Below are 18,300 nucleotides of genomic sequence, written 5' to 3'. Positions count from 1 at the left end.
CAAGGCCAGCATGGAGATTCCTGCGCCGAAAGCCGGCGTGGTAAAGGCGATCAAGGTGAAGATCGGCGACACGCTCAAGGAAGGCGATGAGATCCTCGAACTGGAAGTCGCCGGTAGCGCCGCGCCGACTGCTGCGCAGGGCACCGCGCAACCCGCTCCGGCGCCCAGCGCAAGAACCGAGCAGCCCAAGGCTCCGGAAGCCGCGCCCGTCGGCGCGCCCAGCCGCGACGGCACCAAGGTCCACGCCGGGCCGGCGGTACGCATGCTCGCCCGCGAGTTCGGCGTCGACCTGGCTCAGGTTACCGGCACCGGGCCCAAGGGCCGCATCCTCAAGGAGGACGTGCAGTTGTTCGTGAAGGAGCAACTGCAACGGAGCAAGTCCGGCGCGGCGGCAGGAGCCACTGGCGGCGCAGGGATTCCGCCGATTCCGGAAATCGACTTCAGCAAGTTCGGCGAAATCGAAGAAGTGGCCATGACCCGCCTGATGCAGGTCGGCGCCAGCAACCTGCACCGCAGCTGGCTGAACGTGCCCCACGTGACCCAGTTCGAGTCCGCCGACATCACCGAGGCGGAAGCCTTCCGCATCGCGCAGAAGGCGGCGGCGGAAAAGGCCGGGACCAAGCTGACCATCCTGCCGATCCTGCTCAAGGCCTGCGCTCATCTGCTGCGCGAGCTGCCGGACTTCAACAGCTCGCTGGCGCCCAGCGGCAAGGCGCTGATCCGCAAGCATTACGTGCACATCGGTTTCGCCGTGGACACGCCGGATGGCCTGCTGGTGCCGGTGATCCGCGACGTGGACAGGAAAGGGCTGCTGCAGCTTGCCCTGGAAGCCGCCGAACTGGCGGAGAAGGCACGGACCAAGAAGCTCTCCGCCGACGCGATGCAAGGCGCCTGCTTCACCATCTCCAGCCTGGGGCATATTGGCGGCACCGGCTTCACGCCCATCGTCAATGCGCCGGAAGTGGCGATCCTCGGCGTGAGCAAGGCGACGATGCAGCCGGTGTGGGACGGCAAGGCCTTCCAACCGCGGCTGATGCTGCCGTTGTCGCTGTCCTATGACCACCGGGTGATCAACGGTGCGGCAGCGGCGCGGTTCACTCGGCGGCTCGGGGAGGTGCTGGGGGATATTCGCAGTTTGTTGCTATAGCGCCCTTCCCGGCGCTGTTCGCGAGCAAGCTCGCTCCTACGAAGAGCGGGTCGGATGCGCTACCTGTAGGAGCGAGCTTGCTCGCGAACCTGTCACATCCGATCCAGCGGAATCCGCAGGTAGCGCACGCCATTGGCCTCGGCTTCGGGCAACACGCCGCCGCGCATGTTCACCTGGATCGACGGCCAGATCAGCGCCGGGGCGTTCAGCGTCGCATCGCGGGCCACGCGCATGGCGACGAAGGCATCCTCGCTGATGCCTTCGTGGACATGCACGTTTTCCCTGCGCTCGCGCTCGACCGTGGTCTGGTGCTGGTGCTCCTCGCGTCCCTCCGTCAGATAATCGTGGCAGAGGAACAGCCGGGTCGAATCGGGCAGCGAGAACAGCCGCTGGATCGACCGGTACAACTGCCGCGCATCGCCGCCGGGGAAATCACAGCGGGCGGTGCCGTAGTCAGGCATGAACAGCGTGTCACCGACGAAGGCCGCATCACCGATGCGGTAGGTCATGCAGGCCGGTGTGTGGCCGGGAGTGTGCAGGGCCTCGGCGTGCAGGTTGCCGATGCGGAACGCCTCCCCGTCCGCGAACAGGTGGTCGAACTGACTGCCGTCGCAAGGGAAGTCTTCGCCCAGGTTGAACAGCCCGGCAAAGGTGCGCTGCACCTGGGCAATGCTGGAACCGATGGCCAGGCGTCCGCCCAATTCACCCTTGAGCCAGGCCGATGCGGACAGGTGGTCCGCATGCAGGTGCGTTTCCAGCAGCCATTCCACCGCCAAGCCCTGTTCGCGCACGTAGGCCGCGATACGCCGGGCGCTGTCATGGCTGACTCGGCCCGCAGCGGCGTCGTAGTCCAGCACCGGGTCGACAATGGCGCAACGGCTGGTGGCGGGGTCGGCGACCACGTAGCTGTAGGTGGACGTGGCGGTATCGAAGAAGTGCTGGATGCGGGCGGTCATGCCGGGTTCCTTGCTGTCGGGGCCGGAGCGCCGAGCGGTTTCTCATAGCGCCAGGCATCGCTGCCGTCTTCATAGAAGCCGGCACTGCGGGCGAAGCGGACATAGCCGCGGCGCTGGTAAAGGCCAATGGCGCCGGCGTTGTCGGTGCGCACCTCCAGGCGCAGGCGCCGGCAACCGCGCGCCCGCGCCTGCTCTTCACACCGCTCCAGCAGCGCACCGCCAAGGCCCTGCCCTCGCGCTTGCCGGGAAATCGCCAGGGAGTATAGGCGGGCGATATCCGAGCCCCGTCTCAGCAGGAGCAACGCGTAGCCCAGCAGCTCGCCATCACGGTCGGCAACCAGCAGGATGGCACTGGGTGCTCCGATCAGTCTGCGAAAGCTGCGGCCACTGATGCGGTCCTGCTCGAAACACTCTTCTTCCAGCTCCAGCAAGTTCGCCAAATCGGCCGGCGCGGCAAGGCGATATAACAGCGACATGGGCACTCCGTAAAACTTTCGTAATGAACCGGGACATTTCCTGAAGTTACTGCTTAATAGACACACGGCAACTTTCAGACGGGTCCGTGAACAATGTCTTCGTTACACACTAACTTCCATGAAAAGTTCAGCGCAAGTTCCCTGAATGTCGTTACCAACGCCTCTGCGGAGCCTCCTTCAGCCAGGTCCAGCCAGGTTCTGATCATCGTCGAGCGCAAGGAAGACTGGGCATCCTATATTCCCAGCGAAGATATGCTGAGCGCCCGCGAGTATCTGGAAGATTCGCATCAGTTCGAATCGGGAAAGCGCTTCCAGGTCATCAACCTGTGCCGCCACTATAAATATCTCGGCCACGGTTATTACTGTTCACTATTGGCCGAAGCGCGAGGACACAAGGTCATTCCGTCGGTACGCACCATCAGCGAACTGGCGAAGAAATCCCTCTACGGCCTGGCCCTGGACGGCCTGGAAAGATCCCTGGAAAAAGCCCTCGCCCAGCATCCCTGCGCCAGCACCGACGGCTTCACCCTGCGCCTGTATTTCGGCCATACGGACCTTGAGCCACTGCAACCCATCGCCCGCCAACTGTTCGAGGCCTTCCCCTGCCCCATTCTGCTGGTGGACTTCCGCCGCACCGACACCTGGCACATCGCGGGAATCCGCCCCGGCGCGCTGCACAAGCTGCGCGATAACCAGGAAGACCAGTTCGCCGATGCCCTCGACCGTTTCAGCCGACGCGTCTGGCGCCAGCCCAACTCGCGGCGCCTGGCGCGCTACGACCTGGCCATCCTGCACAACCCGGCGGAAAGCCTGCCGCCCTCCAATGCCGGCGCCCTGGAAGGCTTCGTCCGGGTCGGCCGGCAACTGGGCATCGACGTCGAGCTGATCGAGAAGAAGGACTACGCGCGGCTGGCCGAGTACGACGCGCTGCTGATCCGCGAGACCACCAGCGTTGACGACCACACCTATCGCTTCGCCAAGAAAGCCGAGAGCGAGGGGCTGATCGTGATGGACGACCCGGCGTCGATCCTGCGCTGCACCAACAAGGTCTACCTCACCGACCTGCTGCGCAGCCACGGCCTGGGCATGCCGGCCACGGAAATCCTCTACAAGGACAACCCGCAGGAACTGGAGCGCGTCGGCGCGCGGCTGGGCTTCCCGCTGGTGCTGAAGATCCCCGATGGCTGCTTCTCCCGTGGCGTCTACAAGGTCGAGGACGCCCAGCAACTGCACAGCGTCAGCGCCGAGCTGTTCGAGCACTCGGTGCTGCTGCTCGCCCAGGAGTACCTCTACACCGAGTTCGACTGGCGCATCGGCATCCTCAACCGCCAACCGGTGTTCGCCTGCCAGTACTTCATGTCGCGTGGGCACTGGCAGATCGTCCAGCACAAGGCCGACGGCGAGGTGATCGGCGAGTGCCGCACGCTGCCGGTGGAAAGCGCGCCGCCTGCCGTCGTGGAGCTGGCACTGAAGACCGCCAACCTGATCGGCGACGGCCTTTACGGCGTCGACCTGAAGGAGGTGGACGGCGAAGTGGTGGTCATCGAAGTGAACGACAACCCCAACCTCGACGCCGGCATCGAGGATGCCTGCCTCAAGGACGACCTCTACCGCCGGGTGCTGGAGGAGTTCATCCGCCGCCTGGAACTCAAGCGCCGCGGCCAGGCGCTCTGAGCGCACCGCCCAAGGAGAATCCCATGGAAGCCACGCATATCGGCCTGACCATCCTGATCGCCATCGTCGTCTTCGGCACCGCGATCAATTACTTCGACCACCGCATGAAGCCACGCGAGGTGCGCGAACAGGCCAGGCGCAAGGCTCAGCCAAAGCGCACGCAGTAGATCGGCGGCAGGTTGGCGGACAGGCATTGCCAGTGGTCCCCGCCGTTCTCCGACAGCCACAGGCCACCGGTGGTGGAGCCCATCGCCAGGCAGGCGCCGTCATCGTCGACGGCCAGGCCGTGGCGATAGACGAGGTCGAAGGCGGCGCCCTGGGGCAGCCCGCCATCGAGCACCTCGAAGGTGGCGCCGCCATCGCGGGTGCGGGTGACGACGAAGCGGGCGTCCACCGGAATCCGGCAGACGTCCTTCACCGCCGGAACGAACCACGCCGTGCCCGGCCGTGTCGGGTGGACGGCGACGGCAAAACCGAAGCTCGAGGGTTCGACCGGTACGTCGTTCCATCGCGAACCGCCATCGCTGGAGGTGAAGATGCCGTTGTGGTGCTGCACCCACAGGCGATCCGGCTGTGCCGGGCAATGCACCAGGCGGTGCGGGTCCTGGATGGCGCCCTCTTCGCGCAGCTCCGGCGGCATGTAGTCGGCGTACATGCCGGCGGTGCTCAGGCGCCAACTGGCGCCACCGTCATCGCTCTGCCAGACGCCGCCGCAGGATACGGCGACGGTCAGGTGCTGGCTGTCGCGCGGGTCGACGCTGACCGAGTGAATCCCCGGCCAGTCATAGCCGCCACCCATCCAGCGCGAGCGCTCGGGCACATCCCAGAGTGGGCGGTTCAACTCCCAGCTGTCGCCGCCGTCGTTGCTGCGGAACAGGCCGCCGGGAATGGTGCCGGCCCAGAGTACGCCGGCTTCCGCGGCGCCGCCGGTTTCCAGGCACCAGATCTGTTGCAGGGTCCAGGGCGCGGGCGGTGCTTCCCCTTCCGCGGGTTCGGGCAGTGGGTCGGGTTGCGGCGGATAGGTCGGCACGGCGACTTCCTGCCAAGCTTCACCGGCGCGTTGGCGCCAGAGCTTGCAGCCGAAATGGCCAAGGTTGAGGGCGGCATAGAGGCTGTCATCGCGCGGGTCGGCCAGCACCGTGCTCAAGGGTTCGCCGATGAAGTCGCGGCGGCTTTCCTGCCAACCGTCCGCGCCACGCTGGAAGGTGAACAACCCCTTGCGGGTCGCCACCAGCAGTCGATCATCCATTGTGCTCTCCTGAATTGCCGCCGGTTCTCAACCACCGCTCAAGGCCTGCACCACGTAGACCTCGCTGTCCGCCGCCAGCGCATCGCTGAGGCGGGCGCGATCCCGCAGGCGCAGCCCGTCGATGAAGATTGTCAGGTGCCGGCGCAATCCGCCCTGGTCGTCCAGCAGGTAGCCGCGCAACTTCGGCGCCTCGGCGAAGACCATTTCCAATGCGCCGGACAAGGTATCCGCCGTCAGCTCGCGCTCCTCGATGGGAACATGACGCTGGATCGACGGGGCGAAGGCGATACGGCACATGGGCGAACTCGCAACGGGTGCTGACTGCACCAGTCTAGGGCAGGCGTGGCAGGTGCTCCGAGCGCTTCGACGGGATGCGTGATGGCCACCGAAGCGGCTCTGGAACGGCCTTCGCGGCAGTCTTTCCCCGGCATTCAGTTTCGATAAAACGAAACCAAACGTCGTGAAAATCACATTTAACAAACCCATCCGCCGTGCGAGTCTCCGGGAATCGTCAGCCATAACCTTCGACATGCATCTGCTCGTTTCGCCCGCATCGCTGGAACCCGTCGCCGCCCGCAAGGCCGGCAGCGCTGTCCGCCTGCCGCGCAAACATGCCCGCTGGCTCGAACTGCAACCGCTGACCCTGCCTCTTGAACTGGCCTTCTGGGCGCTCTGGCACTGCCGCCACGCCCGTCCACCGGACAGCACCTCTCGCTGACCGGGCGTCATCGCCCGGATTCACTCGACGGAACTACGCTCAGGACTGGCCAAACGCCGTTCTCGAACAAGACGTAGCCCGTTGTATCGCTTGCCTGCCTTCAATCCTGCGCCCGTCGGCGCGGCCCTGGCCTGCAGGTCGTCAGCGCATCCGCGTGGATGCTAACGAGAGCCCCATGAATTTCGCCTCCGTGCAAGAAGCCCAGTATTTCCTGGCCCAGAACCCCGATATCGAGATGGTCGAGCTGTTCATCCTCGACGCCAACGGCGTGCCGCGCGGCAAGCTGCTGCACCGCGAGGAACTGCTCGCCGTGTACCAGTCCGGCCGGCCGCTGCCCAGCACCATTCTCGGCCTCACCCTGCACGGGGAAGATGTGGAGGATTCCGGGCTGGTCTGGGACGTGGGCGATATCGACTGCCGCGCCTATCCCCTGCAAGGCAGCCTGGTGCGCCTGCCCTGGCGGCAGATTCCCACGGCGGCGGTGCAGGTCAGCATGCACCCGGAAGAAGGCAAGCCGGCGGACATCGCCGACCCGCGCCACGTGCTGCTGCGCGTGATCGACGGGCTCAAGGCCGATGGCTACCACCCGGTGATGGCCTGCGAGCTGGAGTTCTACCTGCTGGACGCCAAGCGCGATGCCAATGGCCGCCCGCAACCGGCGCTGGACGCCGACGGTGGCCGCCCGCGCGCCACGCAGGTTTATGGCCTGCGCGAGCTGGAGCAGATCGAACCCTTCCTCGCCGACCTCTATGCCGCCTGCAAGGCCCAGGGCATTCCGGCGCGCACGGCGATTTCCGAATACGCGCCGGGACAGGTGGAGATCACCCTGGAGCACGGCGATGCGCTGGTCGCCATGGACCAGGCCGTGCGCTACAAGCGCCTGGTGAAGGGCGTGGCGCACAAGCACGGAATGCAGGCGTGCTTCATGGCCAAGCCGTTCGACGATCTGGCCGGCACTGGCATGCACATGCACGTTTCCCTGGCCGATGCCGAGGGCAACAACCTGTTCGCCAGCGAAATGGCTGATATTGAAAGCGGGGCCGGCACTTCGCTGCTGCGCCAGTCCGTGGGTGGCATGCTGAAAAGCCTGCTCGACTCGCTGCTGCTGTTCTGCCCCAACGCCAACTCCTACCGCCGCTTCCAGGCCAACAGCTACGCGCCGCTGGCGCCGACCTGGGGCTGCGATAACCGCACCGTGAGCCTGCGCGTGCCCGGCGGCCCGGCCAATACCCGGCACGTCGAGCACCGCATCTGCGGCGCCGACGCCAACCCCTACCTGGCCGCCGCCGCGATCCTCGCCGGTATCCATCGCGGCATCCGCGAGGCCATCGATCCGGGTGCGCCGGTAGAAGGCAACGGCTACGCCCAGGCCAAGGAACTGCTGCCCACCGACTGGCTCACCTCGCTGCGCGCACTGGAGCGTTCCAGCTGGGCGCGCGATGCGCTGGGCCACGAATTCCTCGGCGTCTACCTGAAGGTCAAGCAGGCCGAGTACCGCCAGTTCATGGGCGAGGTCGGCGAGCAGGATTGGCGCTGGTATCTGACGCAGGCTTGAGGCTGTGCTGATAGAACTAAAGCGCCCCTCACCCCAGCCCTCACCCACAGGGAGAGGGGGCCGTCCGTGCCGAGACGAGCTTTTCGCTCACTGATGCACCCGGCGAGAACCCAACTTCAAAGCCCGCTCCGATCAGTCCCCTCTCCCTCTGGGAGAGGGTTAGGGTGAGGGAGAAGGGCCAAACGAACGAACAAGAAAGGAACACCGCAATGAACGCCGCTGTTAACCCCGCCACTCCCGCCCCCGAGCGCGCGAAGTCCTATTACTCCGCGAGCCTCAACGAAGAGACCAGCTACCCCACGCTGCAGGGCGAGGTGAACGTCGACATCGCCATCATCGGCGGCGGCTTCACCGGCGTCGCCACTGCCGTGGAACTGGCCGAGCGTGGCTACAAGGTTGCCATCGTCGAGACCAACAAGGTCGGCTGGGGCGCCAGCGGGCGCAACGGTGGGCAGGTCACCGGCAGCCTCTCCGGCGACTCCGCGATGGAGAAGCAGATGCGCCAGTGGCTCGGCGACGACGTCGACGACTTCATCTGGCGCCTGCGCTGGCGCGGCCACGAGATCATCAAGAGCCGCGTGGAGAAATACGGCATCCAGTGCGACCTGAAGTTCGGCCACCTGCACGCGGCGATGAAGCAGTCGCACATGGACGAACTGAAGGCCACCTTCGATGACGCCAAGCGCCGTGGCATGGGCGACGAGATCAGCCTGCTGGACGGCGCCGGCGTGCGCGCGCACCTGGAAAGCGACCTCTACTGCGGCGCCATCAAGAACACCCGCAACATGCACCTGCACCCGCTCAACCTGTGCATCGGCGAGGCCAAGGCCGCCGCCAGCCTGGGCGCGCTGATCTTCGAGCACTCCGAAGTGCTGGACATCGTCCACGGCCCGCGCCCGGCGGTGGTCACCTCCGGCGGCCGGATCAACGCCGCGCAGGTGATGCTCGCCGGCGACGTCTACCACAAGCTGGAGCGCAAGCAGCTCAAGGGCATGATCTTCCCGGCCATGGGCGGCATCGTTACCACCAAGCCGCTGGGCGAACTGGCCAAGCGCATCAACCCGCAGGACCTGGCCGTCTACGACTGCCGCTTCGTGCTCGACTACTACCGCATGACCGGCGACGGTCGCCTGCTGTTCGGCGGCGGCGCCAACTACTCGGGCCGCGACTCCCGCGACATCGCCGGCGAACTGCGCCCGTGCATCGAACGCACCTTCCCGGCGCTCAAGGGCGTGGACATCGAGTTCCAGTGGAGCTGCGCCATGGGCATCGTGATGAACCGCATCCCGCAGCTGGGCAAGCTCTCGGAGAACGTCTGGTACTGCCAGGGCTACTCCGGCCACGGCGTGGCGACCACCCACATCATGGGCGAGATCATGGCCACGGCGATGACCGGCGACCTGGAGAAGTTCGACACCTTCGCCCAGTGCAAGCACATCCGCGTGCCCATGGGCGATGTGTTCGGCAACCCGATGCTGGCGGCGGGCATGTGGTACTACCAGATGATGGAGAAGCTGCGCTGATACGCATCCGACGCGAAGCTTGGCGTAGGGCTCATAACGCGCCAGCGTTATCCGCCGCATGAGCAGCGGCGGATAACCTGTTCCAGGTTATTCGCCCTACGGTCATTCGGATCAGCATCGGCACGGCTCTGGCTCTTGAAGTCTTCCAGAGAAACGTCCGCGCACTCCGAACGCCCCGTTCAGAAGGCCTCGTTGAAGTGCAGTTTTCGGGGTTGAGCGGCATGGATGCCGCGAGAGCGCTGTCGGGCCAAGGATGGCCCGTCAGCGCGTGCCTCGGAAACTGCGCTTCAACGAGGGTATTTTTCGCCCCAAGCGAAAAACCGGATGTCCGGGGCAAGACTTTTTGGTTCCTTTTGGGCGTTTGCCAAAAGGGACTCGCCCGAGGGGGCGAAACCCATTACATCCGAACACACTAATGCGACGCAGAAACTCCAAAACTAAATGCATCACGGTTCGGTGTTCCCGCGTCGCTTCGGCGTACGCGCGAACTTCGTGTTTCGCCCCCTCGGGCGACCTACTTTGGCAAACGACGGATGGCCGCCCCACCCAAAGTAGGCAAAAGTCTCGCCCCTGACATCCGGCTTTTCGCTTCGCGAAAAGTACCCTCGGTTCTTCGGAGTTYCAGGGGCCCGCCACGACGGGCCATCCCTGGCCCATCGCCGCTCTCGCGACATCCATGTCGCTCAACCCCTGAAACTCCGATCACCTTCGGCCTCCTGAAAGGGGCACTCGGCGCGTGCGGATATTTCTCTGGAAGCCCTCAAAAGCCAAAGCCAAAGCCAAAGCCAAAGCCAAAGCCAAAACAGGAGTCTTTGCGTAGGGCGCATAACCCGGAACGGGTTATCCGCCGATAGCCACATCGGCGTATAACGCTGGCGCGTTATACGCCCTACGATCTGATCGGCTCACCCCGCGACCTTCAACATCCCCAGCACCAACAGGGCCAGGAACACCGTCTCCCCCACCATCAGCAGGATCGGCTTCACCCCCACCGTCGCCAGAGCCTTGAGCTGGGTCTTCATGCCCAGCGCCGCGATGGAAATCACCAGGCACCACTGCGACAGCTTCCCGCCGGCTTCTACCAGCATCGACGGCAGATAGCCGGTGCTGTTCACCGCCGCCAGCAGCACGAAGCCCACGGCAAACCACGGCAACAGCGGCGGACGTTTGTCGCCCGGTTCCACGCCGCGGGCGCGGGTGATCATCGCCGCGCAGAGGATCACCGGCAGCAGCATCGCCACGCGCATCAGCTTGACTACCGTGGCACTGTCACCGACTTCCTTCGAGATGCTGTAGCCGGCGCCGACCACCTGGGCCACGTCATGGATGGTGCCGCCGAGGAAGATCCCCGCCTGCAACGGCGGCAAGCCCAGTCCACGGACGATCATGGGATAGAGGATCATCGCCAGGGTCGACAATGCCGACACGCCAAGCACGGTGAACAGCGTGGCCTTTTCCTTCTGCGTGTGTGCCGGCAGTGCCGCGGCCAGCGCCAGGGCCGCCGAGGCGCCGCAGATGGCGGTGGCGCCACCGGTGAGCAGACCGAAGAGGAAGTTGAAGCCCATGGCGCGCGCCGCCGCGATGGAAACCAGGATGGTCACCGTCACCAGCACCACCACCATGACCACCGGCTGCCAGCCCAGTTCGGCGATCTGCCCGAAGGTGATACGGATACCGAGCAGCGCCACGCCCAGGCGCAGGATTTCGCGGGCGGTGAATTCGATGCCGGCCTTGCACACGCTGTCGGCGGCGAGGAAGTTCATCGCCAGGCCGAGCAGCAACGCGAAGAGCATCACCGGCGCGCCGTAGTGTTCGGACAGGAAGGTCGCGGCCGCCGCCACCATGGCGCTCACCAGCAGGCCCGGCAGCAGCGTGCGGCTGCGCGTGCCGAGCGTGGAGATCGTCAATGCGGTCATGCTGGCATCTCCTGGTCGACGATCACCACATGACACTCGCCGGCAATCCAGGAAATCCCGTGCCGGCGCAGACCGAAACCCTTGATGCCCGCTGGGCAACCCGTGGCCACGTCGAAGCGCAGGCCATGGGCCGGGCACTGCAACCAGCGGCCATCCAGGCGCCCGCTGAACAGCGAGGCACCGGCGTGAGGGCAGCTGTCTTCGATGGCATGCAGCTCACCGTCGATATCGAACAACAGGAAGATGCCGTTCTCATGATGGAACAGGCTTCTGCCGCCGCGCGCCGGCAGGCGTTCAGCGGGAATACGGACCACACCGCTCATGCCGGAATCGCCTCCGGGAACTGCCGTTCCAACGCACGATAGAGCGCCGCCAGCAGTTGCTCAGGGCTCTGCCCGCCGAGCGCGAAGGCGCGGCCTTCAAGGAGGAACATCGGCACGCTGGAATCGGCCAGGGCCACGCGCCGGCCAATGAACTGGCGCGCGCCGTCGGCCAGGGCTTCATCGAAGTCAGCCACGTCGAAATCACAGGCTCGCAGCAGGCGGCACAGGGTGTCGCGATTGCCAATGTCCTGGCCCAGCTGGAAGTGCGCGCGAAAGATCATCTCCAGCAACTGCTCCTTCTGGCTCTCGCCGCCCACATGCACCGCGCGCTGGAACACCCGGTGCGCATAGGTGGTGTTGGGCATGGTGAGGATGCGTTGCAGATCGAGGTCGACCTTGGCGCCCTCCGCCGCCCGCCGCACCTCACCCATGCGCGCCTGCACGGCACGCTTGCCGCCCAGGCGGCGCTGGTAGAACTCGGCGAATGGCTCGCCCTCCATCGGCAGTTGCGGCAGCAGTTGCAGGCCGAGCCAGTTCACTCGCACCTGCAGTTCCGGGCGCTGACGGGCCAGCAGGCGCAGCGCCACATCGAGGTTGCGCTTGCCGATCAGGCACCAGGGGCAGATGAAGTCGAAGGTCATCTCAAGGTTCAGCGTCGGCATCAGGCGCCCTCCTCTTCGCCGCGCAGGCGGCGCATATCGCTGTGGTAGTGGCGCCGGGCGTAAAGGAACACCAGCGCGGCGAGAATGCTCAGCAACGGCACGAGCTGGAAGGCACGGTCCAGGCCGATGCGGTCGGCCAGCACGCCGGTGAGCAGCGGGCCGGGGGCCAGGCCCAGCAGGTTGTTGGCCAGGGTCAGGGTGGCGAAGGCGGTGCCATGTACCGCCGGCGCGGTGAGGTTGGCGACCATCGCGCCGGACGGCCCGGAAGTACCGGCGGCGACCAGCATGCCCAGGCAGATCAGACTCAGCTGCGTGGTGCCCGGTGGCAGGTGGAAGGCGATGGACAGCAGCACGCAGCTGACCAGGCAGAAGCCGATGGCGAGGATGATCTTGCGCGGCGGGTTGGCGCGGCCCAGGCGGTCGCAGAGGATGCCGCAGAGCACCATGCCGCTGCCACCGACCAGCACGATCACCGCCGAGATCAGCCCGGCCTTGCCGGTGTCCAGGTGGTAGTAGCGGTTCAGGTAGCTGGGAATCCACACCATCACGGCGGCAGCGACGAACAGTTGCAGGCCGCTGCCCAGGTAGGCGGCGATCACCGAACGGCTGCCGAACAGGCTGCGCAGGGAACGCCCGCCCACCTGGCGCGGCGCTTCGGCGGCGGCTACCGGGGCGATGCGTTTCTCACTGACGATCAACGGATAGAGCAGCGCCAGCAGCAGGCCGAACAGCGCCATGCCAGCGAAGGCCCAGCGCCAGCCCAGGTGCGCGGCGAGCACGCCGCCCATGCCCATGCCAAGGACGGAGCCGAACATGCCACCGGCCATGAACGCGCCGGTCAGGGTGGCGCGCAGGTGCGCCGGGAAGACCGAGATGACCACGGCGATGCCGACGCTGCCATAGGCGGCCTCGCCGACGCCGACGAAGAAGCGCGCGGCGAACATCTGCGGGAAGTTCTGCGCCACAGCGCAGCCCAGGGTCGCCAGGCTCCACAGCATGGCCATCAGTGCCAGGCTGCGCACCCGGCCCCAGCGGTCGGCGAGCAGCGACAGGGGGAAGGTCAGCAAACCGACCATCACCGCGACGATTCCGCTGAGCAGGCCGAGCTGTGCGTCACTCAGGGCCCATTCGACCTTGAGCAGCGGGAACACGGCGTTGAGCACCTGGCGCGACATGTAGTCGGAGATCAGCAGGCCGAAGGTCAGGGCGAACACCACCCAGGCATAGCGGCGCGGCACGCTGGGCGCGGTGGCAGGGATGTCGCCCAGGGCGACGGAGTGGATGGCCATGGTGCTAGCTCTCCGGGGGAGTCAGTGGATTCTTGTTGTTGTGGGGTGAAGGTCAGCCCCCTCTCCCTAACCCTCTCCCTGAAGGGAGAGGGGACCGTTCGGTGCAGGATGAAACCTTGGCGTCAACCGGCACGGGCAGCTCCCTCTCCCTTCAGGGAGAGGGCTGGGGAGAGGGCCGTTTCGGACCATTGCTTGGTCACGCGCGTTGCGGGACGGACTTCTGGCCCGGCTGGCGGTTGGGCGCCATGCCGTTCATGCGCAGGGTTTCCTCGACGCTGTCGTACTGCACGCCGATCTTGTAGATCGCGCGCGCTTCCTTGCCGCTGGCGACTTCGCGACCCAGCTCATGGGCAACACGGACGCACTGCTGGATCTGCTCGACCGAAGTCATGCGCTGGCCGTGCTGGCCGATGATGGTGTCCTCGATGCCGCAACGCGGGTGCAGCCCCATGGCCAGCGCCATCATGTTGAACGGCAGGACGTTCTTGAGCAGCGACTCGGCAGTGACGGTGGCGCCGTCCGGGGCGCGGTGCACGAAGTTCATGAAGTTGAACGGGTTGGGGCCGTCGAAACCGCCGCCGATGCCGATCCAGGTCAGGTTCAGCGGGCCCTTGTAGACGCCCTTGCGCACCAGGCGCTCGAGGGTTTCCAGGGCATGCATGCCGGTGAGCTGGAAGTGCGGCTGGATGCCCGATGCCTGCAGGCGCTTGAGGTGTTCCTCGACCCAGGCCGGGCCGGCCGGCACGGTCATCTCGCTATAGGCCGCCTGGTAGAGCGGGTTCTCCAGGGAAGTGCCCTTGAGGTACTCCGGATAGAGCAGCTCCATGATGTTCATCTGGGTGGTGTTGATCGCCACCGTCACCTGGTCGGGCTTGGGGGTCAGCTCGGCGAGCATGTGGCGGGTGTCATCGGACAGCCACTTGGCCGCCTCGCCGTCGCTCTCCGGGGCGAAGGAGATCGAGCCGCCGACCTGGATGATCATGTCCGGCACCGCTTCACGCACGCCAGCGATCAGCTCGTTGAACTTGGACAGGCGCTTGGAGCCCTTGCCGTCCAGCTCACGCACGTGCAGGTGGAGCACGGTGGCGCCGGCTTCGTAGCAGTCCACGGCCTTCTGCACCTGCTCGTCCATGGTCACCGGGATGTCTTCGGGGAAGTCCTCGGGCATCCATTCCGGGCCGTAGGGAGCGGTGGTGATGACCACCTTTTCCTGATTCTCGGGGTGCAGCGAATCGTCGAAGAATTGCATGTCTGTCTCCTGGAATTGTTCTTGTAGAAGTCGGTTTCAACGAGGGCTCAGAACGGCTTGTCGCCGATGATCCCGGCGCGCTCCATGCGGCGCACGCAGGGCGGGTAGTCCATCACCGCGTAGTGCTGGGTACAGCGGTTGTCCCAGATCGCCACGTCGTTCTTCTTCCAGCGCCAGCGCACCTGGAATTCGGGGATGTACACCTGGCTCACCAGGTAGCGCAGCAGGTCGGACGCGCCGGGGTTGGCGTCCTGGCCGAAGCGCACGTTCTGCGGGGTGTGGTAGTTGCTGAAGTGGGTGGTGAAGGCGTTGACGAACAGCACCTTCTCGCCGGTTTCGGGATGGGTGCGCACCACCGGGTGCTCGGCGTCGGGGTACATGGCCTTGAGTGCCAGGCGCTTCTCGATGGGCATCGCCGCACCGAAGCTGGCCTCGATGCTGTGGCGGGCTCGCAGCTTGGCGATGCGCTCCTTGATCTCAGCCGGGAGCATGTCGTAGGCCAGGGCCATGTTCGCCCACATGGTGTCGCCCCCGACCGGCGGGCACTCCACACAGCGCAGGACGCAGCCCAGGGGCGGCGCCTCGCGCCAGGTGGCGTCTGTGTGCCAGGCGTTTTCGTAGCGGTCGTTGGGCAGGTCCGGGGTCTTGTAGATGCGCACCAGGCCCGGATGCTCCGGGTCGCTGCCAGCCACCGGGTGGTCTTCCAGCTCGCCGAAGCGGCGGGCGAAGGCGACGTGCTCGGCGCGGCTGATGTCCTGATCGCGCAGGAACAGCACCTTGTGCTTGAGCAGCAGCTCGCGCAGCTCGGCGAACAGCCCTTCGTCGCGCGACGCATCGCCCAGGTTCACTCCTGAAATCTCGGCGCCGATGCTGCAGGTCAGACGTTCTACGTGCATGGCGGCGCCCTCAGATGACGAAGATCGACGAGCCGGTGGTCTTGCGCGACTCGAGGTCGCGGTGGGCTTGCACGGCATCTTCCAGCGCGTAGTGCTGGTTGATCTCGATGCGGATGTCGCCGTTGCCCACGTGGGTAAACAACTCATCCAGCAACGCCGCCTTCTCCGCCGGGTCGGCGATGTAGTCGGCCAGCGCCGGGCGAGTGAGGAAGATCGAGCCCTTCATCGCCAGCAGCACCGGATCGAACGGCGGGATCGGGCCGGAGGCGGTGCCGACGCAGACCATCAGCCCGCGGCGCTTGAGCGACTCCAGGGAGGTCATGAAGGTGTCCTTGCCGACGCTGTCGAACACCACATCCACACCACGTCCGTCGGTGAGTTCGCGCACGCGCTCGGCGACGCTTTCATGGCTGTAGTTGATGACGTGCTCGCAGCCGTGGGCAAAGGCCACTTCGGCCTTGGCATCGCTGGAAACGGTACCGATCACGCGCAGGCCGAGCAGCTTCGCCCACTGTGCGACGATCAGCCCGACACCGCCGGCGGCCGCGTGCAGCAGGATGCTCTGGCCGGGCTTGAAGTCGTGGATGCGGCGCAGCAGGTAGGCCGAGGTCAGGCCGCGCATGGTCATGGCGGCGGCGGTCTCGAAGGCGATGTTCTCCGGCAGGCGGATCAGCGGCGCCGCCGGAACCAGACGCTCGGTGCTGTAGGCGCCGAGGGTGTTGATGAAGCCGGTGTAGGTCACACGGTCGCCGGGCACGACGTTGGTCACGCCCTCGCCCACCGCAACCACTACGCCGGCGGCTTCCACGCCCATGCCGCTGGGCAGCGGAACGGCGTAGGTGCCATTGCGGAAGTAGGTGTCGGCGTAGTTCAGGCCCACCGCCACATGGCGGATGCGCACTTGCCCCGGGCCGGGCTCGCCGACCTCCACGTCCTCGTAACGCAGGACTTCGGGTCCCCCTGTTTCATAGAAACGAACGGCTTTGGCCATGGCCGGAATCTCCAGTTGTCTTGTTGTCGTGGGCGCTCCGTTTGGAGCGGGCAAGCGCCCTTTGAGCGGACAATAGGCAGGGGGCCGGCAGGCAGCTTCACATCGTGCGACAGGGGCTTTTCATTTCATGACAGGCCAGGCCAGCGCAGGGCTGAGGCGTGCCTGTAGGAGCGAGCTTGCTCGCGAACCGTGTCTGCCGGCAGCTCCAGGCATCAAGCGGTTCGCAAGCAAGCTCGCTCCTGCAAGTGGGGTACAACCCGGGAAGGAATGGCTGCGGCCGGGCGGCCGCAGCGCGGGGTGGATCAGTGGAACGGGAAGATGTAGTTCATCCAGGCCGCCATGCGCAGGAGGATCTTGCGCATGATCGCCACGTGGTGGAAGTGCTGGCTGTAGATCGCTGCCTGGCCGTAGGCACCACCAGGCATCAGGTTGGCGTACTGGGCATAGTCCGGGTCGGTAATCTCGATGATCACCGGTACGCGTCCCGGTGGCGGTGAGCCCGTATAGCTGAGCAGGGTACCCGAGGGCTGTATCTGGCCCTCCCCGATCACGCCGATCGCCTGTTTCACCTTGCCGCTGAAGACCTTGCCGGGAATCCCGTCGAAGGCGACTTCCGCCTCGTCCCCGGCGGTCAGTCGCAGCTGGCTGTTCTGCCGCATCCAGGCGGCGAAATAGTGCCCCTCGTCCGGCACGAAGACCATCGAGGGCCGCAACGGCAAGCGTGTCGCCATCATTCCCGGACGCAGCGACACATGGGTGACGAAGCCACGGGACGGCGCCCGCACCACCGTGTTGTCGAGGTTGAACTGCGCCAGAGCCAGCTGGGCATTCAGGTCATCGACACGCGCGGTAGTCAGGTCGACGTCGCGCTTGTTGCCGACGTTGCGCAGCGCCAGCTCACGGGCGCGGGCCTGGTCGGCACGGGCCGACACCAGCTGCGCCTTGATCGAATCCAGCTTCAACTGGAAGGGTTTGGGGTCGATACGGAACAGCACCGTGCCCTTTTCGATCATCTCGTTGCCCTTGACCGGCACTTCGATCACCTGGCCGGTCACCACCGGGATCACCGGGGTGGAAACGAAATAGGAGCGCGCCACCTCGGAGTACGGGTGGTTGTAGTTCATCGTGAAGATCAGCGCACCGATCAGCACGACCCCGCCAAGCACGGCGGTGGGCACCGTCCACTTGTTCAGCGGGATGTGGAAGATCTTGAAGATGGCGATGCAGATGGAGGCGTACGTCAGGATCAGCAACAGGTCCATGGCTCAGCCCTCCCCGCCCGGTTGCGTCGAAGCTGGCGGCACCACTGGCGGTGCGCCGGGAGAACGACCTTCGAGCAGCTCCAGACGCTGGCGCAGTTCGGCAAGTTGCTCCTCCAGGTAATTTGCCTCGGCTTCCGGCGTTCTGCCGTGGTGAAAGCCCCAGCCCCGGTCCTCGCGGTACAACATCGCCCAGATCCAGAGGAACGGCCACAGCGCGTGCAGGGTGAACAGGCTGACCCACCCGGCCGCATGAATAGCGTCCTGGTGGGGGTGGTTGCGGTGTACCGCAATCTCATAGGGAATGTCGTGCAGCGCGATGATGCCGTAGAACAGCACCACGGCGGCGAAGATCAGTATTCCCAGGGCGACGTAATCGAGCATCCCACACTCCTTGGTCCCGGGCCCAATGCCTGG

At 65.7% G+C, this 18,300-nt stretch carries 19 protein-coding genes; 6 read left to right on the top strand and 13 right to left on the bottom strand.

The window, feature by feature from the left end; translation table 11 throughout:
• Positions 1–1,147, top strand: a 1,147-nt coding sequence (gene aceF, locus A6723_RS08225; RefSeq protein WP_064979603.1) for a dihydrolipoyllysine-residue acetyltransferase, incomplete at its 5' end; no start/stop codon positions are given.
• A gap of 92 nt (positions 1,148–1,239) precedes the next feature.
• Here the strand turns inward: aceF and A6723_RS08220 are convergent.
• Both A6723_RS08220 and A6723_RS08215 read right to left on the bottom strand, forming a co-directional pair.
• Complete coding sequence (locus A6723_RS08220; RefSeq protein ID WP_054909903.1) at positions 1,240–2,103, bottom strand: MBL fold metallo-hydrolase; 864 nt, start codon at positions 2,101–2,103, stop codon at positions 1,240–1,242.
• Positions 2,100–2,579, bottom strand: coding sequence for an N-acetyltransferase (locus A6723_RS08215; RefSeq protein WP_054909904.1), 480 nt, complete (start codon positions 2,577–2,579; stop codon positions 2,100–2,102). The genes A6723_RS08220 and A6723_RS08215 overlap by 4 nt, the downstream gene beginning before the upstream one ends.
• A 141-nt stretch (positions 2,580–2,720) precedes the next feature.
• On the opposite strand from A6723_RS08215, the gene A6723_RS08210 reads away from it, so the two are divergent.
• Together A6723_RS08210 and A6723_RS32075 are read left to right on the top strand one after the other, a co-directional pair.
• Entirely contained in the window at positions 2,721–4,253 is a 1,533-nt protein-coding gene (locus tag A6723_RS08210; protein ID WP_371914048.1) for a RimK family protein, read from the top strand.
• A gap of 23 nt (positions 4,254–4,276) precedes the next feature.
• A complete protein-coding gene (locus tag A6723_RS32075; RefSeq protein WP_156160346.1) occupies positions 4,277–4,420 on the top strand; it encodes a hypothetical protein in 144 nt (47 codons plus the stop codon).
• Here the strand turns inward: A6723_RS32075 and A6723_RS08205 are convergent.
• Together A6723_RS08205 and A6723_RS08200 are read right to left on the bottom strand one after the other, a co-directional pair.
• A complete protein-coding gene (locus A6723_RS08205; RefSeq protein ID WP_054909906.1) occupies positions 4,399–5,502 on the bottom strand; it encodes a hypothetical protein in 1,104 nt (367 codons plus the stop codon). The genes A6723_RS32075 and A6723_RS08205 overlap by 22 nt on opposite strands.
• Before the next feature lie 27 nt (positions 5,503–5,529).
• On the bottom strand, positions 5,530–5,799 hold the full coding sequence (locus tag A6723_RS08200; protein ID WP_054909907.1) for a MoaD/ThiS family protein: 270 nt from the start codon (positions 5,797–5,799) through the stop codon (positions 5,530–5,532).
• Between the two features lie 232 nt (positions 5,800–6,031).
• Here A6723_RS08200 and A6723_RS08195 point away from each other — a divergent pair, with 232 nt between their 5' ends.
• The 3 genes from A6723_RS08195 to A6723_RS08185 all read left to right on the top strand — a co-directional run bounded on the left by A6723_RS08195 (position 6,032) and on the right by A6723_RS08185 (position 9,298).
• Positions 6,032–6,220: a hypothetical protein gene (locus tag A6723_RS08195; protein ID WP_024763537.1), complete on the top strand. Its 189-nt coding sequence runs from the start codon at positions 6,032–6,034 to the stop codon at positions 6,218–6,220.
• Positions 6,221–6,395: 175 nt separating this feature from the next.
• On the top strand, positions 6,396–7,775 hold the full coding sequence (locus tag A6723_RS08190; protein WP_054909908.1) for a glutamine synthetase family protein: 1,380 nt from the start codon (positions 6,396–6,398) through the stop codon (positions 7,773–7,775).
• A gap of 209 nt (positions 7,776–7,984) precedes the next feature.
• A complete protein-coding gene (locus tag A6723_RS08185; RefSeq protein WP_054909909.1) occupies positions 7,985–9,298 on the top strand; it encodes an FAD-binding oxidoreductase in 1,314 nt (437 codons plus the stop codon).
• A gap of 905 nt (positions 9,299–10,203) precedes the next feature.
• Here A6723_RS08185 and A6723_RS08180 read toward each other — a convergent pair.
• The 9 genes from A6723_RS08180 to A6723_RS08140 form a co-directional block, all read right to left on the bottom strand.
• A complete protein-coding gene (locus A6723_RS08180) occupies positions 10,204–11,214 on the bottom strand; it encodes a YeiH family protein (RefSeq protein ID WP_054909783.1) in 1,011 nt (336 codons plus the stop codon).
• Complete coding sequence (locus tag A6723_RS08175) at positions 11,211–11,537, bottom strand: Rieske 2Fe-2S domain-containing protein (protein WP_054909784.1); 327 nt, start codon at positions 11,535–11,537, stop codon at positions 11,211–11,213. The genes A6723_RS08180 and A6723_RS08175 overlap by 4 nt, the downstream gene beginning before the upstream one ends.
• Positions 11,534–12,199, bottom strand: coding sequence for a DsbA family protein (locus tag A6723_RS08170; RefSeq protein WP_054909785.1), 666 nt, complete (start codon positions 12,197–12,199; stop codon positions 11,534–11,536). Before A6723_RS08170 ends, A6723_RS08175 begins: the two co-directional genes overlap by 4 nt.
• On the bottom strand, positions 12,199–13,488 hold the full coding sequence (locus A6723_RS08165; RefSeq protein ID WP_054909786.1) for an MFS transporter: 1,290 nt from the start codon (positions 13,486–13,488) through the stop codon (positions 12,199–12,201). The genes A6723_RS08170 and A6723_RS08165 overlap by 1 nt, the downstream gene beginning before the upstream one ends.
• A 196-nt stretch (positions 13,489–13,684) precedes the next feature.
• A complete protein-coding gene (locus tag A6723_RS08160; RefSeq protein WP_024762749.1) occupies positions 13,685–14,737 on the bottom strand; it encodes a 3-keto-5-aminohexanoate cleavage protein in 1,053 nt (350 codons plus the stop codon).
• Positions 14,738–14,784: 47 nt separating this feature from the next.
• The gene (locus A6723_RS08155) at positions 14,785–15,633 is read right to left on the bottom strand and encodes a TauD/TfdA family dioxygenase (protein WP_024762748.1); all 849 of its coding nucleotides are present in this window, start codon (positions 15,631–15,633) and stop codon (positions 14,785–14,787) included.
• 10 nt (positions 15,634–15,643) lie between these two features.
• Positions 15,644–16,624 (bottom strand): quinone oxidoreductase, encoded by a 981-nt coding sequence (locus tag A6723_RS08150; protein WP_054909787.1) that lies wholly within the window; start codon positions 16,622–16,624, stop codon positions 15,644–15,646.
• A gap of 302 nt (positions 16,625–16,926) precedes the next feature.
• On the bottom strand, positions 16,927–17,886 hold the full coding sequence (locus tag A6723_RS08145; RefSeq protein WP_054909788.1) for an HlyD family secretion protein: 960 nt from the start codon (positions 17,884–17,886) through the stop codon (positions 16,927–16,929).
• A 3-nt stretch (positions 17,887–17,889) separates the two neighbouring features.
• Positions 17,890–18,267 (bottom strand): DUF3302 domain-containing protein, encoded by a 378-nt coding sequence (locus tag A6723_RS08140; RefSeq protein ID WP_054909789.1) that lies wholly within the window; start codon positions 18,265–18,267, stop codon positions 17,890–17,892.
• Positions 18,268–18,300 lie beyond the last annotated feature (33 nt).

Origin of the sequence: Pseudomonas sp. AU11447 (assembly GCF_001672555.2) — a bacterium.
Lineage (GTDB): Bacteria > Pseudomonadota > Gammaproteobacteria > Pseudomonadales > Pseudomonadaceae > Pseudomonas > Pseudomonas nitroreducens.
Note: the sequence above shows the minus strand (reverse complement) of the source record. Positions and strands in the feature narration are given on the sequence as shown.

What these genes read in the sequence shown, in the direction of transcription:
- A6723_RS08190 (WP_054909908.1), top strand. Translation starts at nt 6,396, where the DNA reads ATGAATTTCGCCTCCGTGCAAGAAGCCCAGTATTTCCTGGCCCAGAAC.
- A6723_RS08150 (WP_054909787.1), bottom strand. Translation starts at nt 16,624, where the DNA reads ATGGCCAAAGCCGTTCGTTTCTATGAAACAGGGGGACCCGAAGTCCTG.
- A6723_RS08200 (WP_054909907.1), bottom strand. Translation starts at nt 5,799, where the DNA reads ATGTGCCGTATCGCCTTCGCCCCGTCGATCCAGCGTCATGTTCCCATC.
- A6723_RS08215 (WP_054909904.1), bottom strand. Translation starts at nt 2,579, where the DNA reads ATGTCGCTGTTATATCGCCTTGCCGCGCCGGCCGATTTGGCGAACTTG.
- A6723_RS08145 (WP_054909788.1), bottom strand. Translation starts at nt 17,886, where the DNA reads ATGGACCTGTTGCTGATCCTGACGTACGCCTCCATCTGCATCGCCATC.
- A6723_RS08180 (WP_054909783.1), bottom strand. Translation starts at nt 11,214, where the DNA reads ATGACCGCATTGACGATCTCCACGCTCGGCACGCGCAGCCGCACGCTG.
- A6723_RS08140 (WP_054909789.1), bottom strand. Translation starts at nt 18,267, where the DNA reads ATGCTCGATTACGTCGCCCTGGGAATACTGATCTTCGCCGCCGTGGTG.
- A6723_RS08195 (WP_024763537.1), top strand. Translation starts at nt 6,032, where the DNA reads ATGCATCTGCTCGTTTCGCCCGCATCGCTGGAACCCGTCGCCGCCCGC.
- A6723_RS08160 (WP_024762749.1), bottom strand. Translation starts at nt 14,737, where the DNA reads ATGCAATTCTTCGACGATTCGCTGCACCCCGAGAATCAGGAAAAGGTG.
- A6723_RS08185 (WP_054909909.1), top strand. Translation starts at nt 7,985, where the DNA reads ATGAACGCCGCTGTTAACCCCGCCACTCCCGCCCCCGAGCGCGCGAAG.
- A6723_RS08170 (WP_054909785.1), bottom strand. Translation starts at nt 12,199, where the DNA reads ATGCCGACGCTGAACCTTGAGATGACCTTCGACTTCATCTGCCCCTGG.
- A6723_RS08220 (WP_054909903.1), bottom strand. Translation starts at nt 2,103, where the DNA reads ATGACCGCCCGCATCCAGCACTTCTTCGATACCGCCACGTCCACCTAC.
- A6723_RS08175 (WP_054909784.1), bottom strand. Translation starts at nt 11,537, where the DNA reads ATGAGCGGTGTGGTCCGTATTCCCGCTGAACGCCTGCCGGCGCGCGGC.
- A6723_RS08205 (WP_054909906.1), bottom strand. Translation starts at nt 5,502, where the DNA reads ATGGATGATCGACTGCTGGTGGCGACCCGCAAGGGGTTGTTCACCTTC.
- A6723_RS08155 (WP_024762748.1), bottom strand. Translation starts at nt 15,633, where the DNA reads ATGCACGTAGAACGTCTGACCTGCAGCATCGGCGCCGAGATTTCAGGA.
- A6723_RS32075 (WP_156160346.1), top strand. Translation starts at nt 4,277, where the DNA reads ATGGAAGCCACGCATATCGGCCTGACCATCCTGATCGCCATCGTCGTC.
- A6723_RS08165 (WP_054909786.1), bottom strand. Translation starts at nt 13,488, where the DNA reads ATGGCCATCCACTCCGTCGCCCTGGGCGACATCCCTGCCACCGCGCCC.